Here is a 15,560-nt window from a genome sequence, read left to right on the forward strand (position 1 = left end):
GCGCGGTCGTGGATGGCCGGGTCAAGCCCGGCCATTACGGGCACCGATGAGGAGGCGCGCCGCTCAAGCCGCCGCTCCTCCCAGCGCCTTCCACTCGCGCAACGCCTGGGCGTCGCGGGGGGAGACGTCGGGGTAGTCGGCATCGCTGCCGACGCTGGACAGGATTTTCCACGAGCGGGCGCATTTGGTGCCCTGGGCGCGTTCGACCACCACGGCGACGTCGGCCAGCTCCGGCAGCCGGAAGGCATCCGCCGGCGGCATGTCGTTGCCGCGCAAGATCTCGACCATCGCATTCGAGGTGATGCAGATCTCCGCCCAGTCGACGTCGAAGATGTCGCCCATGAACGCCTCGGGCAGATAGATCATCGGCGAGGCTTCCAGCGACGAGCCGATCCGCTTCGCGGCGCGTTCGACTTCCAGCGCACCGGTGACCACGCGGCGCACCGCGCGGATCAGCGTCCATTTCTTGGCCAGCGCGTCGTCGCGATACGACCCGAGGTCGAGCGGAAACAGCGTCAGGTGCACGCTCGGCTCGGCGTCCGGCCGGTACATCGTCCACGCCTCATCGGCGGTGAACGACAGCACCGGCGCCAGCCATTTCAGGATGGCGTCGCAGATGATGTCGATCGCGGTGAGCGCCGATTTGCGCGCCAGCGACGACGGCGGGTCGCAATACAGCGTGTCCTTGCGGATGTCGAAGTAGAACGCCGACAGCTCGGTGTTCATGAACGTCGCCAGCGACGACACCACGGTCTTGTAGTCGAACTCGGCGTAGGCGGCACGCACCACGGCGCTCTGCTCGGCGAGCTGATGCAGCATCAGCCGCTCCAGCTCCGGCATGTCTTCGATCGCCACAGCCTCGTCGCGCTTGAAGTGATGCAGCGTGCCGAGCATCCAGCGGATCGAGTTGCGCAGCTTGCGATAGGTCTCGACGACGTTCTTGAGGATCTCGGGGCCGATGCGCTGGTCGTCCGCGTAGTCGGTGGCACACACCCACAGCCGCAGGATGTCTGCGCCCGAGGACGCGATCACCTTGGCCGGATCGGTGGTGTTGCCGAGCGACTTCGACATCTTGCGGCCCTGCTCGTCGAGCGTGAAGCCGTGCGTCAGCACGACATCGTAGGGCGCGCGGCCGCGGGTGCCGCAGCTCTCCAGCAGCGACGAATGAAACCAGCCGCGATGCTGATCGCTGCCTTCGAGATACATCACCGTGTCGGCGCCGCCATCGACCTTGCGGCGAATGCCAGCGAGGCCGGGGAAGTTCTGCGCGTCTTCGAGCACGAACGCATGGGTCGAGCCGGAGTCGAACCAGACGTCGAGAATGTCGTCGACCTTCTGCCAGCCTTCTGCCGCGCGATCGCCGAGGAAGCGCGCCGCGGCGCCGTCCGCGTACCAGGCATCGGCGCCTTCCTGCATGAAGGCTTCAGCGATGCGCTGGTTGACGACCTCATCCTGCAGAATGTCGACCGAGCCGTCGCCTCTGTCCTTGATGAACACCGCGATCGGCACGCCCCAGGCGCGCTGCCGCGAGATCACCCAGTCGGGCCGCCCGGCGATCATGCCAGTGATGCGGTTCTGGCCGGCCGGCGGGACCCATTGGGTGACGGAGATCGCCTGCAGGGCGCGGGCGCGCAGTGTATCGCCGGGCTTGGCCACGCCGTCATCGACGATGTCCTTGTCCATCGCGATGAACCATTGCGGCGTGTTGCGGAAGATCACCGGCTTCTTCGAGCGCCAGGAATGCGGGTACTGATGCTTGAGCTTGCCGCGAGCGAGCAGCGCGCCGCGCTCGATCAGCGCCTGGATCACCGCCTCGTTGGCATCGCCCTTCTCGCCCTTGTCGTTGATCACCCGCTTGCCGGTGAAGCCCGGCGCCTGCTCGGTGAGCGCGCCGTTCTCGTCCACCGTGTAGGGAATCGTCGAGGCGATGCCGCGCATCTGTAATGCGGCATAAGTCGCGGCAGACGTCCAAAGGTCGAAGTCTTCTCGACCATGACCGGGCGCAGTATGGACGAAGCCCGTGCCTGCATCATCGGTGACGTGGTCGCCGTACAGGAGCGGAACATCAAAATCGTATCCCATTCCGCGGAAGGGATGTGCACAAGTAGCCCCCCACAGATCGGAAGGCAGCAGCTTAGCTACTTCTCGATAAGAGGTGACTTTTGCCGCCTTCATAACGCTTTCCGCAAGCGCCCGGGATAGGACGAGCAGATCACCGACAGCGCCCCAGTTGCCGTCTGGAGCTTCGGTTACCTCGAAGATAGCGTAATCACCTTGCGGCGAAAGCGCGATCGCCCGGTTCCCCGGCAGCGTCCACGGCGTGGTGGTCCAAATCACCACCGACGATCGCATCAAGAGATCGAAGATTCTCTTGGCTTCCTCGGGAGCGTCACGATGGACGCCTGGAGAAACGCCTTGTTTCGACGGCACCACCGGAAACTTCACCCACACCGTATCCGAGGTGTAGTCCTCGTACTCGACCTCGGCCTCGGCGAGCGCGGTCTTTTCGACCACGCTCCACATCACCGGCTTGCTGCCGCGATACAGCGTGCCGTTGGCGGCGAACTTCATCAGTTCGCGGGCGATCTGGGCTTCGGCGGCGTAGTTCATCGTCGCGTAGGGATGATCCCAGTCGCCGATCACGCCGAGCCGCTTGAACTCCTCGCGTTGCACGTCGAGCCATTTCTGCGCGTAGGCGCGGCATTCCTTGCGGAACGCCACCATCGCGGCGGAGTCCTTGAAGTTCGGCTTCGGCTTGCCCTTGGAGCGATAGTTCTCTTCCTCGATCTTCCACTCGATCGGCAGGCCGTGGCAGTCCCAGCCCGGCACGTAGTTGGAATCGTGGCCGAGCATCTGCTGGCTCTTGGTCACGACGTCCTTGAGGATCTTGTTGAGCGCGTGGCCGATATGGATGTTGCCGTTGGCATAGGGCGGGCCGTCGTGCAGCACGAACTTGGCGCGGCCCTTGGCGCTCTCGCGCAGCTTGCCGTAGAGGTTCATCCCCTCCCAGCGCTTGAGCATCTCCGGCTCGCGCTGCGGCAGCCCGGCGCGCATCGGAAATTCCGTCTGCGGCAGGAAGAGCGTCTTGGAATAGTCGTTGCCGTTATTTGCGGCGTCGGATTTTTCAGGCTTGTCGGACATGGAAGCTCTGGGTCAAGAGGCGCTGACGCGATCGATCGCGATGGAAGTAGACGGTCCCGGTCTTGCGCCGAACTCAAAGCTCAGGCGGAAGCCGGGCCACTAATGCTGATGATGGCGCGCCGTGCAGACATGCGGGCATTCATTAGCAGGCGGTCGCAGGATCGCAAAGCCCCGCGGCGGTCATCCTTGCGTCTGGCCGCCCTTTCCGAGCAGCTTGGCCGGATTGCCGCCGACGATGGCGCCCGCCGGGACGTTGCGGGTGACGACGCTGCCGGCACCGATCACGGCACCGTCGCCGATGCTGATGCCGGGCAGGATGATCGCACCGCCCCCGATCCAGACATCGGCACCGATCGTCACCGGCCGGCCGAACTCCAGGCCGTCGCGGCGGGTGGCAGCGTCGCGCGGGTGGTCGGCGGCGTAGATCTGCACCGCCGGGCCGATCTGGGTGCGGTCGCCGATCTTCACCGGCATGATGTCGAGGATCACGCAGTTGAAATTCAGGAAGACACCATCGCCGAGCGAGATGTTGTAGCCACAGTCGCAGAAGAACGGCGGCCGCACCACGACGCCCGCGCCGACATGGCCGAGATGCTCGGCCAGCAGCACGCGCCGCTCCGCCGCCGGCTGCGCACCGGATACGTTGTAGCGGGCCATCCAGGCCTTGTTGGCGGCCTCGTCGGCGGCCAGCTCCGGGCTGCCGGGGCGGTACAGCTCGCCCGCCAGCATCTTTTCTTTTTCGGTCTTCGTCATTCCACCTCGCCGAGCTTCGGGAAGGCGCCATGGTCGGCGGCGAGCGCCGCCTTGGCGCGGGCGCTGTCGTCGTCCATCTGGCGGATCAGCGCCTCGATGCTCTCGAACTTCTCCTCCTCGCGGATGAAGGCGATGAAGGCGATGTCGAGCTGTTCGCCGTAGAGCGAGTCCCTGAAATCGAACAGGAAGGTCTCGAGCAGCGGGGCGCCGTTGTCGAAGGTCGGACGGCGGCCGAAATTCGCGACGCCGTCATAGTGTTTGCCAGCGCGGTTCACCCGCACCGCGTAAATGCCGTGTTTCAGGGTGCATTCGGGATCGAGCCGAATGTTCGCGGTCGGATAGCCGAGGTCGCGTCCGCGTTTCTCGCCATGGATCACCTCGCCGGTGACGAACCAGGGCGCGCCGAGCATTTCGGTGGCGGCAGCGATGTGGCCCTCCTCCAGCGCCTTGCGGATGGCGCTCGACGACACCGGGTGATCGCCAAAATCGATGTGCGGCTGGACATCGACCTCGATGCCGAGTGACGGCGCTTCGCCGACCAGCATCGCCGGCGAACCGCCGCGGCCCTTGCCGAAATGGAAGTCGTAGCCGACCGCGATGCCCTGCACGCCGAGGCGCTCGATCAGCTCGTGCTGGATGAAGTCGTGCGCCGTAGTGGCGGCGCGCCTGGCGTCGAACGACAGGATGACAGCGCCGTCGAGGCCGGCGCCGGCGAGCAGCCGCAGCTTGCCGCGCTCGTCGGTGAGCCGGAACTGCGGCGCGTCGGGCGCGAAGAATTTGCGCGGATGCGGCTCAAAGGTCACCGCGAAGGCCGGCGCCTTGCGAATCCGCGCCATGTCGAGGCACGCCCCGATCACGGCGCGATGGCCGCGGTGCACGCCGTCGAAATTGCCCATCGCCACCACCGCGCCCTTCGGAATGGCGGACGCGGGAGTGTCATCGCGGATCACGACAAAGCCAGTCATTTCGGATTTCAATTCATCGCTTCAAAGGTGGGAGCGCGACCGTGACGCCGAGCGGTACGGGAAGTCAAGGCAGAGCCGCCCCGAACCCCGCCGCCGGCCGTTTCTCAATCAGTTAAAGGCCTGTAGAGCAACGCTTTTCCGTCATGGCCGGGCTCGTCCCGCCTGCGCGGCCGAAGCCGCTACGGCGCGGCGAAGGCCCGGCCATCCAACGTCTTTCTCGGATGGGCCTAAGGCGTGGATGCCCGGGACGAGCCCGGGCATGACGATGGAGGGGCCATTCGGAAGAGCGTCGTCCGCTAACCGCCGCGGACCGGCGGCACTTCCAGCCGCTCGCGGCGACAGGCGCGCCGGTCGATCTCTTCGCAGGCCCGGAACTGCAGATCCTTGCTCATGCAGATCCGCACCTCGGTCAGCCGGGTGCGATCGCAGATCACCGAGATCGCGGATGTGCTGAGACCCGGGTTGGCCTTGACGAAGGCGTCCTCGACCTCCGCCGGCGTCACCGTGCGGGATTCCTTGGCGTCGATGAAATCCGGCGGGATGCGAACCGCGGCACGTGCCTTGCGGATGTCCTCGAAATAGGTCCGCGCCGAGGTGCCGGCGCAGGTGCCGTGCTTGTCCCATTCGTTGTAGATCAGCCCGGGCGCCGGCATCAGGTCGAGCATCGAATTCATGATGCGCCGGTCGAGCCGCGGCGACGGCCGCTGGCAATATTCCGGAAAGCCGCGCTCGTATTGCGGCCACAGCCCATGCACCACGAAGGAGAATGGCCGGCCGCCGCACTGGATCTGCTGGGAGCGGCTCGTGTTGCCGCGCTCGGACGCCTGCTCGCAATAAGACGGCGACCACGACAGCGCCAGCACATAGAAATCGAACTCGCCGGGCGCATTCTGCCGCGTATCCTGCGCCACGGCGGCGCTCGCGGTCAGGCCGGCCGCGCAGGCCGCAACGGCGGCGATCATCGACCGCCAGCGAACGATGAAATCACGCATGATGAAAAGCCCCGCTCCCAATGATGCGGGAGCCTAGCGATCGGTCAGGAACGTTTCAAGAACGCAAATGGTGGAAGGCGACGCAACGAGCTGCGGCGCGGCTCGGAACAGCCAGCGTCGGCTGCCTGCAGCCTTACGGCTTCGCAGCCTTGCAGGCCGGATTGAACGCCCAGTTGCGGTCGAGGCCGACGATGCAGAATTCGACGCCGTCGGAAAAACCGGCGAGGCCGCCGTCTTCGATGATCGAATAATGCAGCCGATGCGCCTGGCCGTCGCTCAGGATGGCATCGCCGGTGCAGAACCGGCGCGGAATATTGTCGCTCTGCCAGGGCCGGAACGCGACTTCCTGGATTCGCGCATAGCCGGTGATCCGCAGATCCGAATTCCAGTAGCTGCCTTCCTTCTCGGCGAACTGATGCGTGATCGCCGGAAGCCCGGCTTCGCAGCTCGGCAGATTGCCGTCATAGCGCGGGCCGGAGAGCCAGAAGTTCATCTCGAGCGGGTTGGCTGCCTGTGCTGCCGGCGCCAGCGCGGCCAGTCCCAGCAGTACCGCAAGGCCAGCCGAAGACAACTTCAGAGACGGAAGAGCGCGCATGGATGATTCACCGGATATTTGCTGCGCGGACGGTGCCGCGAAGCCATGACGAGGTCAAGTGCAGCGCAGCCACACCTTCGCACATCCACACGCGGAAGGCCGGCTCGTTCTTTCAATCGCCGCCGGTAGGCACTAGAATCGAAGCAGCCATGAAGGAGAATCTGATGCGCATGCTTGGGGCCGCCGGCCTTGCCGTCCTGTCTGCCGTGCTGTCCGGCACCGCTGCCCGCGCCGACATTGTGCCGGCCTTCAAGGGCAATGATACCGGCGGGATCATCTCCTACAATCTGGTAGGCGTCGCCGACGTCCGCGCGATGGCGATCGAGCACTGCGCGCGCTATGGCAAGGTCGTGAAGCTGCTCGGCGTGCAGCCGAATTACGGCGGATACATTTCGTTCTCCTGCCGCTGGGTGCCGTACGGCGCCAACGAGCGTCCGCTCCGCGTCGGCTACTGAGCAGGGTCGATCTGATGAATTCGCTTCGCACCTGGCTGCTGCCGCTGGCATTCGTCATTCCGGCCACAGCGGCGCACGCGATCGATCTGCCGACCCGCAAGCCCGGCCTCTGGGAGCTGAAGATGCAGCGCGCCGGCGCGGGCGGCGACGACGTCTCGATGCAGCACTGCACCGACGAGACCACCGACAAGAAAATGACGTCGGCGGTCCAGCCGATGGCGACCGAGTCCTGCACCAAGCAGGACATCCAGAAGACCGCGACCGGCTACGTCAACGACACGGTGTGCAATATCGCCGGCATGACCAGCAAGTCGCACGCCGAAATCAACGGCGACTTCAATTCGGCCTACACGGTCAAGGTCACGACCCAGAACGAGAACCCGTTGCCGGGCGTGCCCAAGACGGCCAACATGACGCTCGAGGCCAAGTGGCTCGGCCCCTGCAAGGACGGCCAGAAGCCCGGCGACATCGTGATGCCCGGCGGCATCAAGATGAACATCGCCGACATGGAAAAGCTGAAGGCGCTGATCCCCAAGAAGTAACCGCTTCGCCCGCTGACTGGAGCGTCGGCGGGCTGGCGGAAAAGTCACACCCCACAACCATCGTTCCGGCGTCCGTTGACAGCCGATCCGCTTGTCGTGATGTTACATTATTACGTCGCGCGGTGAGGCAGGCCGGTCGATGGGGCTTGTGGGCATGAACTGGGTGCGGACGAAAATCGGGCTGGGAGCACGGCTGGCGCTGATTGCGCTGGCGATCCAGTTCGTCGCCTCGTTCGGCCATTTCGATCCGATCGCAGCACCACCGTCGCAGACGACGGCGCAAGCCGATGAGGCCGGCGGCGATGCGACTCGCATCGCCTCGACTGCCGATAGCTCCCCGGCCGACCAGGACCATGATCGCAGCGCCGATCTTTGCGCGATCTGCGCCGTGCATGCGATGGCCAATGCGATGCTCGATGCATCGCCACCGTCGCTGCCGCTGCAGGTCGGCCACGGTCTGCGCTATCGCCTCACCGCCTTTGCGGCGGCCGAACCCGGGCCCCAGCCCGGCGGCTTCCAGCCCCGCGCGCCTCCGCTCTCCTGACCGCTCGAACCGCGCCCTGCGCAGAACCCTAACCGGTGCGCGCAGCTCCTCCGCATTCGATCTGCCACGCGCAGAGACCGGCCAAGGGTGCAGCCCGGGCCGGCCCAGTCAGGACCAGAGTCAAACCATGTCATTCCCCATCCGACGCGCCCTTCTTCTTGGAGGCGCGGCGTTCGCCGGCTTCCAGGGCCTGCCAGCATCGCCCGCATTCGCCCAACAGGCGGCCACGACGCTGCCGGAAGTCACCGTGACCGCGCCGAGCCCGATCGTGCGCCGTCACACCACGCCGCCGGCCCGGCCGGCCCCGCGTGTCGCCGCCCCGGCTCGCCAGCGTGGCCCGGCGCCGGCCGAAGCGCAGCCTGCCGCGCCGCTGCCCGGCACGCTCCCGATCGTGACCGATCAGTTCGCCACCGTCACGGTGGTGCCGAACGAGGAAATCCGCCGCAGCGGCGGCGGCACGCTCGGCGATCTGTTGACCAACAAGCCGGGCATCACCGGCTCGAGCTACGCGCCCGGCGCGTCCAGCCGCCCGATCATCCGCGGCCTCGACGTCAACCGCGTCAGCATCATCGAGAACGGCATCGGCAGCAATGGCGCCTCCGATCTCGGCGAAGACCATTTCGTGCCGATCGATCCGCTCGCCACCAACCAGGTCGAAGTCATCCGCGGCCCGGCGACGCTGCGCTATGGTTCGACCGCGATCGGCGGCGTGGTCAGCGCCACCAACAACCGCATTCCCGATGCGCTGCCGCCCTGCGCCCAGCCCTTCCAGAGCTACGGTCTGCCGACCAAGGCGCCTGTTCTCGGCGACTCGCCGGGCTGCATGAACGCGGAGGTGCGCACCTCGGTCAGTTCAGTCGACCGCGGCGTCGAAGGCGCGGTGCTGCTGGATGCCGCCGGCAAGAACGTGGCGGTCCACGCCGACGTCTATGGCCGCAATGCCGGCGACTACAACATCCCGAGCTATCCCTATGCGCAGCCTGGGCTGCCATTCAACGGCCGGCAGGCGAACTCCGCCGCGACGGCGGCCGGCGCCTCGATTGGCGGCTCGTATCTGTTCGACGGCGGCTTCATCGGCGCGTCGATCACGCAGAACAATTCGATCTATCACATCCCCGGCGTCGAGGGTTCGCAGGTCGGCACGCGGATCGACGCCAAGCAGACCAAGTTCAACGTCAAGGGCGAGTATCGTCCCGACGCGGCGGCGATCGACGCGATCCGGTTCTGGGTCGGCGCCACCGACTACAAGCACAACGAAATCGGCCTCGCTGACGCGACCGACCCGACCTCCGACGGCATCCGTCAGACCTTCACCAACCGCGAGCAGGAAGGCCGGCTCGAAGTCCAGCTGACGCCGTGGAACGCCGGCTTCGCAGCGGTGACCACAGCGGTCGGCGTGCAGGCCAGCCATCAGGAACTGAACGCGCCGAGCCCGGACAATGTCGGAAGCCCGATCAACGGCCTGTTCGATCCGAACAAGAACACCAAGGTCGCGGGCTACGTCTTCAACGAATTGCGCTTCACCGAAACCACCAAGGCGCAGGTCGCCGGCCGCATCGAGCATGTCGACCTATCCGGCATGACGCCATCGGCCATCCCGGAATTTTTCGACCTCAACGCCGATCCGAACGCGATCGGCGCGTCGGTCGCCCAGAGCCGCTCGTTCACGCCGAAGAGCTTCAGCCTCGGCCTGATCCAGGCGCTGCCGTGGGGCCTGTCGGCCAGCATCACCGGCCAGTATGTCGAGCGCGCGCCGAAGCCGGCCGAACTGTTTTCGCGTGGTGGTCACGACGCGACCGAGACGTTCGACATCGGCAACCCCAATCTCGGTATCGAGACCGCCAAGTCGATCGAACTCGGCCTGCGCCGCGCCGAGGGCCCGTTCCGCTTCGAGATCACCGCCTACTACACCAAGTTCAGCGGCTTCATCTATCGGCGGCTGACCGGCAACACTTGCGACGACGCTTCCTGCGTCGATCCGGGCACCGGCACGCTCGAGCTGAACCAGGCGATCTACTCGCAGCGCGACGCCACCTTCCGGGGCGGCGAATTCCAGAGCCAGCTCGACGTCGCACAGCTCTATGGCGGCACCTGGGGCATCGAGAACCAGTTCGACATCGTCCGGGCGACCTTTGCGGACGGCACCAACGTGCCGCGCATCCCGCCGATGCGGCTCGGCGGCGGCCTGTTCTGGCGCGACGCCAACTGGCTGACCCGGATCAACCTACTGCACGCCTTCGCGCAGAACGACGTCGCGCCGATCGCCGAGACCACGACGCCCGGCTACAATCTGCTGCGCGCCGAAGTCAGCTATCGGACCAAGCTCGATCCGAACGCCTGGGGCGCCCGCGAAATGCTGGTCGGCCTGGTCGGCAACAACCTGCTCAACGAGAACATCCGCAACGCGGTGTCCTACAGCAAGGACAACGTGCTGATGCCCGGCATCGGCGTGCGGGCGTTCGCGAACTTGAAGTTCTGAGCAGCATGGCGCGGGGATTTGCCTCACTCTGTCATTCCGGGGCGCCCGCCCTTGCGGGCGAACCCGGAATCCAGAAGTTGTGGCAACGCTCCCGTCTCCCCAATCGAGATTCCGGGGTCGCCGCTACGCGACGCCCCGGAATGACGAACGAAAGGCTGAACGGCGCCGCCGGATTTGTCGGCGGCGCCGGTTTCGATTACTGACTATCCTCGGTGCCGCTGCTATGCGTGCCGAACTCGGATGAACCATGAACTGGGTGCGGGCGAATATCCGTCTGGGGACGCAGCTGGCGCTGATCGCGCTGGCGCTGCACTTCGTCTTGGCATTCGGCCACTTCCACCAGATCGTCACTCAATCGGCCGTCGCGGCGCTCACCGCCGCCCCGGCCGCTCCCAATTCAGCCCCGGACTCCGACGACAGCGCCGACACCTGCACGATCTGCGCCGTCATGGCGATGGCCGATGCGATGCTCGACGCTTCGCCGCCATCACTGCCGCTGCGGCAAGCGACCGCCTTCGTCCATTCCGTTCCGGATCTCGTGCTGATCCGCTCCGGCGGCATCCGCGCTGCGTTCAATCCCCGCGCCCCTCCCGCCTGCTGACATCGCTCACACCGTGAACCGAAGCTCGCTCCCATGAGCGGGCTCAATCAGATGTCAGCCAAGCCCGTCGGTCACCGACGGCAAGCCACCCGTCCATCGGCGGCGACGCTCAATGTCGCCTGATGCGCGCATGCGTGGCTGCGAGGAGAGTCACATGCTTTCTCAGATGAAACGAAGCCTTTCTCACAGGAGACGATTTCTTGCAGCTTCCAGCACGGCTTCGCTGCTGCTGGTCGCGCTGAGTTCGCCCGGCGTCGCGCAGAGCGCCGCACCGGCCTCGCGCGGCACGACGGCGCTGCCGGAAATCGACGTGATCCAGCCGCAGCGCGCCCCGCATCCCACCCGCCGGCCCAAAGGCCAGACGGCCGCGCGCGGGCGCCGCGGCGCTGCGACAGCGCCGCCGGAACGCGACGTCCAGACAGCCGCACAAACCGCGGCGCAAGCCGTCGCGGCCCAGCATGCCGGCTTCGACGCTGCGCGCCAGGCGATCTTCAAGCCGAATGGCGCCAGCGCCTTCGAGGTCAGCCACGAGGCCATCGTCGGTTTGCCTCAGGGCACCAATGCAACGCTCGACAAGATCTTGCTGCAGGCGCCGGGCGTCTCGCAGGACTCCGCCGCCAGCGGCGACCTGCATGTCCGCAACGAGCATGCCAATGTGCAGTACCGCATCAACGGCATCGCTTTGCCCGACGGCGTCAGCGGCTTCGGCCAGATGCTCGACACCTCGCTGGTCGGACGCCTGACGCTGCTGACCGGCGCGCTGCCGGCGCAATACGGACTGCGCACTGCCGGGGTCGTCGACATCACGACGCGGACGGATGCCTTCAACAACAGCGGCACTGTCAGCGTCTATGGTGGCAGCCGCCAGACCATCACGCCAAGCATCGAATATGGCGGCACCGCCGGCAGTACGCAGTATTTCGTATCGGGGCGCTATTTCGGCACTGCGCTCGGGCTTGAAAATCCGACCTCTGCGCCGAACGCGATCCATGACGACTCCCAACAGGGCAAGGGCTTCGCCTATCTCTCCACTGTGATCGACGACAGCACCCGCCTGACCTTCATCGGCGGCGCCTCGGCCAACAACTACAAGATCCCCAACAATCCCGGCCAGACGCCCGGCTTCACCGCGTTCGGCGTGTCGAATTTCGACTCGACGCTGCTCAACGAGACGCAGCAGGAGCGCAACGCCTTCGGCGTGCTGGCGTTGCAGAAATCGATCAACGGCTTCGACCTGCAATTGTCGGCGTTCTCACGCTCGAGCACACTGCACTTCATGCCGGACACGATCGGCGATCTGGTGTTCAACGGCGTCGCCTCGGACGTCTATCGCAAGAGCGTCGCCAGCGGCATTCAGGCCGACGGCTCCTATCGGCTCAGCGACGCGCACACGCTGCGCGGCGGCTTCCAGGTGACCGCCGAACAGACCCGGGTGACGAACTCCTCGGTGGTGCTGCCGCTCGACGACAGCGGTAATCCGCTGGACGCGCCGTTCGGCGTGGTCGATTCCAGCAGCAAGCTCGGCTGGCTGTTCAGCACCTATCTGCAGGACGAATGGCGGGTCACCAACACGGTGACGCTCAACTCCGGCCTGCGCTTCGACCAGATGAACGAGTACACCAATGCCAACCAGCTCAGCCCGCGCATCAGCGTGACCTGGAAGCCGTTCGAGGACACCACCTTCCACGCCGGCTATTCGCGCAACTTCACCCCGCCCGCGCAGGTGCTGGCGGCGCCGACCAATCTGGCGCTGGTGCAGAACACGACGCAGCAGCCGGCGGTCAATGCCAGCAGTGCGGTGTTGCCGGAACGCTCGAACGTGTTCGACATCGGCGTCACGCAGCGGCTGATGCCCGGCCTCGAAGTCGGCATCGATACCTACTACAAGACCGCGCGTGACCTGCTCGACGACGGCCAGTTCGGCGCCGCCTATGTGCTCTCGGCTTTCAACTACGAGCGTGCCGAGAACGTCGGCATCGAGTTCAAAGGCTCCTATACCACCGGCAATCTCCGGGTTTACGCCAACCTTGCGCTGGCCCGGCAGATCGCCACCAACGTGGTGTCGAACCAATATCTGTTCGATCCCGACGAGCTCGCTTACATCGCCAACCACTATGTCTACACCGACCACGCGCAATTGATGACCGCATCGGCCGGCGCATCCTATCGCTGGCACGACACCAATTTCAGCGCGTCGATGATCTATGGCAGCGGACTGCGTTCGGGTTTTGCCAATATCGGATCGCTGCCGTCCTACACCCAGGTCAATCTGGGCGTGTCGCACGACTTCTATCTGGCGAGCCCAACCAAGCCGACCACTGTGCGGTTCGATGTCGTCAACTTGTTCGACAGCATCTACGAGATCCGCGACGGCTCCGGCATCGGCGTGTTCGCGCCGCAATACGGCCCGCGCCGCGGCTTCTATGCGGGGATCTCGCAGAAGTTCTAGTGCTGAGCCATGACAGCAAGGCGCCTCAGCGCGCCTTGCTCCAATCCGGACGGATCGGACCGCTGACGCCCTCGAAGGCGCCGTCGACCAGTTCGAGCACCAGCAGGCGGCCGGCATCGACCGGCCCCGGCATGGTGACGCGGCCCTTGGGGATCTTCTTGAAGCCGACGCGGCTGTAATACGGCTCGTCGCCGACCAGCACGATCAGCTTGTGGCCCTGGCTGCGCGCGTCCGAGATCGCGCGGTCGAGCAGCAGCCGGCCAACACCGCGCGAGCGGAACGGCGGCTCCACCGTGAGCGGCCCCAGCAGCAGCGCCGGCGCCTCGCCGATGGTGACCGGCAGTTGCCGGACCGAGCCGACCAGCAACGTGCCGATCCGCGCTGTGAACGACAGCGCGCAGATATGATCGACATGCTCGCGCAGCCGGTAGGCGGACAGCGCGAACCGGCCGGGGCCGAAAGTGCGCTCGTGCAGCCGCTCGATCGGCAAAGCGTCGTTCGGCGTTTCGGGCAGAATGGTCAGGTTGAGATCGGTCATGGCGGACGCGCAATAGCACTGCCGCCGGGCGCGGTCCATCGCCCGGCGACCGTGTCGTCCGTTGGCCGAGGCCTCAGGCGCGGACGGCTGCCGTCTTCTCGGCGCGCCCGTCGCCCTCGTCCGAGCCTTGGTCATCCTGCGGGGCGAGCTGCGGCGAGCGCGTCATCGACAGCGCCCGGTCGCGGGCGATGTACAGCGTCTGCGAATTCAGCGCGAAGCCGGTGCCAGCCGCCTCGACCAGTTCCATCAGCCGCAGCGACAGCTCCTCCTGCACCTCGAGAAATTCGTCCATGTCCACGGCGTGAACGTAGGAGAAGATCTCGACCTTCAGCGAATTCGGCCCGAAGCCGATCATCCGCACCCGGCCCGGGCTGTCGACCTTCGGATGATCCAGCAGCATCTCGCGCATCGACGTCATCAGCGTGCGCAACTGATCCGGCGTGGTCTCGTAACGCAGGTCTAGCGTCGGGTGGTACCAGAACTTGTCCCGTCGGCTGAAGTTCTCGATCGGTAACGCCGCGAGCGTGCCGTTCGGCACCGTAATCAGGGTGCGGTCGAGCGTCCGGATGCGGGTCGAGCGCATGCCGATGTCCTCGATCGTCCCCATCGTCTCGCCGAACTTGCAAAAGTCGCCGACCCGCATCGGCTGGTCGGTGACCAGCGTCAGGCTGCCGACCAGATGCTCGATGGTCTTCTGCGCGCCGAGAGCGATGGCGATACCGCCGATACCCAGAGCGGCGAGACCGGCGGTCACGTTGTAGCCCAGGGCATTGAGGCCGGCGATCGCCGCGAAGGCGACCAGCGCGAACTTCACCACGCGGCGGATGAACGTCACCGCCGACAGCATCGAGAGCCGACCGCGCAAGGTCATCCGCGCGATGGTGAATTCGCCCAGCGCGTCGACCACGCGCCAGACGATCCAGGACAGCGCGATCCAGCCGAGGATCTCGGTGACGCTCGACATGTGCTGCCGGGCCACGATCGAGACGCCGGCGAGCACCATCGTCACCCGCAGCATCCACACCGTGAAGAACAGCCGGATCGGAAACGCCGATGCGCTGAGTACCTTGCGGAGGCGCGAATCCTGACGATTGCGCAGGCGGAACACCACCCACAGCAGCGACGAGATGATCGCCCACACCAGCAGGAAAGAGACGACCGCCAGCACCAGCACCGCCAGCCAGTGACCGACCGGTACGCCGGCGAAGCGATAATCGTCGCGCAGCGAATAGGGCAGCAGCCGGTCGACCATGCTGGAGATCACGGTGCGCGACAGCGACGGCAGCTCGGCCACCGTCCGGGTCGACACCAGCCAGATCTTGTTGCCGTCCTTGTCCTCGACCCGCTGGGCGATCAGATCGACCGAACCGCTGGTGGTGCGAACCGCGCCGAACTTGTCCTGATCCGGCGGCAGGCCGGCGGCCCCAACGCCCGCCGGGTACGTGGTCAGGCGGAGGCGGGGGAACACCAAGCCCCCCCGGGAGAGGTTTCGCGGGCGCTGGGGCG

At 66.0% G+C, this 15,560-nt stretch carries 13 protein-coding genes; 6 read left to right on the forward strand and 7 right to left on the reverse strand.

All coding sequences use genetic code 11. The features are described 5' to 3' along the window. Positions 1 to 63: 63 nt before the first annotated feature. From ileS to ACOJTD_RS15000, 5 genes are all read right to left on the reverse strand, one after another. Positions 64 to 3,141 (reverse strand): isoleucine--tRNA ligase, encoded by a 3,078-nt coding sequence (gene ileS, locus ACOJTD_RS14980; RefSeq protein ID WP_420133690.1) that lies wholly within the window; start codon positions 3,139 to 3,141, stop codon positions 64 to 66. Positions 3,142 to 3,321: 180 nt separating this feature from the next. Then, positions 3,322 to 3,894, reverse strand: a complete 573-nt coding sequence (locus ACOJTD_RS14985) for a sugar O-acetyltransferase (RefSeq protein ID WP_420133691.1) — start codon at positions 3,892 to 3,894, stop codon at positions 3,322 to 3,324. Further along, entirely contained in the window at positions 3,891 to 4,859 is a 969-nt protein-coding gene (locus ACOJTD_RS14990; RefSeq protein ID WP_420133692.1) for a bifunctional riboflavin kinase/FAD synthetase, read from the reverse strand. The genes ACOJTD_RS14985 and ACOJTD_RS14990 overlap by 4 nt, the downstream gene beginning before the upstream one ends. Positions 4,860 to 5,155: 296 nt before the next feature. Beyond that, complete coding sequence (locus tag ACOJTD_RS14995) at positions 5,156 to 5,851, reverse strand: ribonuclease T2 family protein (RefSeq protein WP_420133693.1); 696 nt, start codon at positions 5,849 to 5,851, stop codon at positions 5,156 to 5,158. A 133-nt stretch (positions 5,852 to 5,984) separates the two neighbouring features. Then, positions 5,985 to 6,446, reverse strand: a complete 462-nt coding sequence (locus tag ACOJTD_RS15000; protein WP_420133694.1) for a hypothetical protein — start codon at positions 6,444 to 6,446, stop codon at positions 5,985 to 5,987. Between the two features lie 164 nt (positions 6,447 to 6,610). Between ACOJTD_RS15000 and ACOJTD_RS15005 the strand changes: the two genes are divergently transcribed. The 6 genes from ACOJTD_RS15005 to ACOJTD_RS15030 all read left to right on the forward strand — a co-directional run bounded on the left by ACOJTD_RS15005 (position 6,611) and on the right by ACOJTD_RS15030 (position 13,516). Further along, a complete protein-coding gene (locus ACOJTD_RS15005; RefSeq protein ID WP_420133695.1) occupies positions 6,611 to 6,901 on the forward strand; it encodes a hypothetical protein in 291 nt (96 codons plus the stop codon). Positions 6,902 to 6,915: 14 nt separating this feature from the next. Further along, a complete protein-coding gene (locus tag ACOJTD_RS15010; protein WP_420133696.1) occupies positions 6,916 to 7,443 on the forward strand; it encodes a DUF3617 domain-containing protein in 528 nt (175 codons plus the stop codon). A gap of 139 nt (positions 7,444 to 7,582) precedes the next feature. Further along, the gene (locus ACOJTD_RS15015; protein ID WP_420133697.1) at positions 7,583 to 7,987 is read left to right on the forward strand and encodes a hypothetical protein; all 405 of its coding nucleotides are present in this window, start codon (positions 7,583 to 7,585) and stop codon (positions 7,985 to 7,987) included. Between the two features lie 127 nt (positions 7,988 to 8,114). Next, positions 8,115 to 10,466 (forward strand): TonB-dependent receptor, encoded by a 2,352-nt coding sequence (locus ACOJTD_RS15020; protein WP_420133698.1) that lies wholly within the window; start codon positions 8,115 to 8,117, stop codon positions 10,464 to 10,466. 247 nt (positions 10,467 to 10,713) lie between these two features. Continuing rightward, on the forward strand, positions 10,714 to 11,067 hold the full coding sequence (locus tag ACOJTD_RS15025; protein ID WP_420133699.1) for a hypothetical protein: 354 nt from the start codon (positions 10,714 to 10,716) through the stop codon (positions 11,065 to 11,067). Positions 11,068 to 11,221: 154 nt separating this feature from the next. Continuing rightward, positions 11,222 to 13,516 carry a TonB-dependent receptor gene (locus ACOJTD_RS15030; RefSeq protein ID WP_420133700.1) on the forward strand — a complete coding sequence of 765 codons (2,295 nt, stop codon included), beginning with the start codon at positions 11,222 to 11,224 and terminating at the stop codon, positions 13,514 to 13,516. A gap of 25 nt (positions 13,517 to 13,541) precedes the next feature. Here ACOJTD_RS15030 and ACOJTD_RS15035 read toward each other — a convergent pair whose 3' ends face one another. Both ACOJTD_RS15035 and ACOJTD_RS15040 read right to left on the reverse strand, forming a co-directional pair. Continuing rightward, positions 13,542 to 14,054 carry a GNAT family N-acetyltransferase gene (locus ACOJTD_RS15035; RefSeq protein ID WP_420133701.1) on the reverse strand — a complete coding sequence of 171 codons (513 nt, stop codon included), beginning with the start codon at positions 14,052 to 14,054 and terminating at the stop codon, positions 13,542 to 13,544. A gap of 73 nt (positions 14,055 to 14,127) precedes the next feature. Next, positions 14,128 to 15,560 (reverse strand): mechanosensitive ion channel family protein (locus tag ACOJTD_RS15040; RefSeq protein ID WP_420133702.1); only part of this gene is annotated, 1,433 nt, incomplete at its 5' end.

This window comes from Rhodopseudomonas sp. (genome assembly GCF_048594845.1).
GTDB lineage: Bacteria > Pseudomonadota > Alphaproteobacteria > Rhizobiales > Xanthobacteraceae > Rhodopseudomonas.

Excerpts from the sequence above, each read along its gene's own strand:
- ileS (WP_420133690.1), bottom strand. The coding sequence starts at position 3,141 with ATGTCCGACAAGCCTGAAAAATCCGACGCCGCAAATAACGGCAACGAC.
- ACOJTD_RS14985 (WP_420133691.1), bottom strand. The coding sequence starts at position 3,894 with ATGACGAAGACCGAAAAAGAAAAGATGCTGGCGGGCGAGCTGTACCGC.
- ACOJTD_RS14990 (WP_420133692.1), bottom strand. The coding sequence starts at position 4,859 with ATGACTGGCTTTGTCGTGATCCGCGATGACACTCCCGCGTCCGCCATT.
- ACOJTD_RS14995 (WP_420133693.1), bottom strand. The coding sequence starts at position 5,851 with ATGCGTGATTTCATCGTTCGCTGGCGGTCGATGATCGCCGCCGTTGCG.
- ACOJTD_RS15000 (WP_420133694.1), bottom strand. The coding sequence starts at position 6,446 with ATGCGCGCTCTTCCGTCTCTGAAGTTGTCTTCGGCTGGCCTTGCGGTA.
- ACOJTD_RS15005 (WP_420133695.1), top strand. The coding sequence starts at position 6,611 with ATGCGCATGCTTGGGGCCGCCGGCCTTGCCGTCCTGTCTGCCGTGCTG.
- ACOJTD_RS15010 (WP_420133696.1), top strand. The coding sequence starts at position 6,916 with ATGAATTCGCTTCGCACCTGGCTGCTGCCGCTGGCATTCGTCATTCCG.
- ACOJTD_RS15015 (WP_420133697.1), top strand. The coding sequence starts at position 7,583 with ATGGGGCTTGTGGGCATGAACTGGGTGCGGACGAAAATCGGGCTGGGA.
- ACOJTD_RS15020 (WP_420133698.1), top strand. The coding sequence starts at position 8,115 with ATGTCATTCCCCATCCGACGCGCCCTTCTTCTTGGAGGCGCGGCGTTC.
- ACOJTD_RS15025 (WP_420133699.1), top strand. The coding sequence starts at position 10,714 with ATGAACTGGGTGCGGGCGAATATCCGTCTGGGGACGCAGCTGGCGCTG.
- ACOJTD_RS15030 (WP_420133700.1), top strand. The coding sequence starts at position 11,222 with ATGCTTTCTCAGATGAAACGAAGCCTTTCTCACAGGAGACGATTTCTT.
- ACOJTD_RS15035 (WP_420133701.1), bottom strand. The coding sequence starts at position 14,054 with ATGACCGATCTCAACCTGACCATTCTGCCCGAAACGCCGAACGACGCT.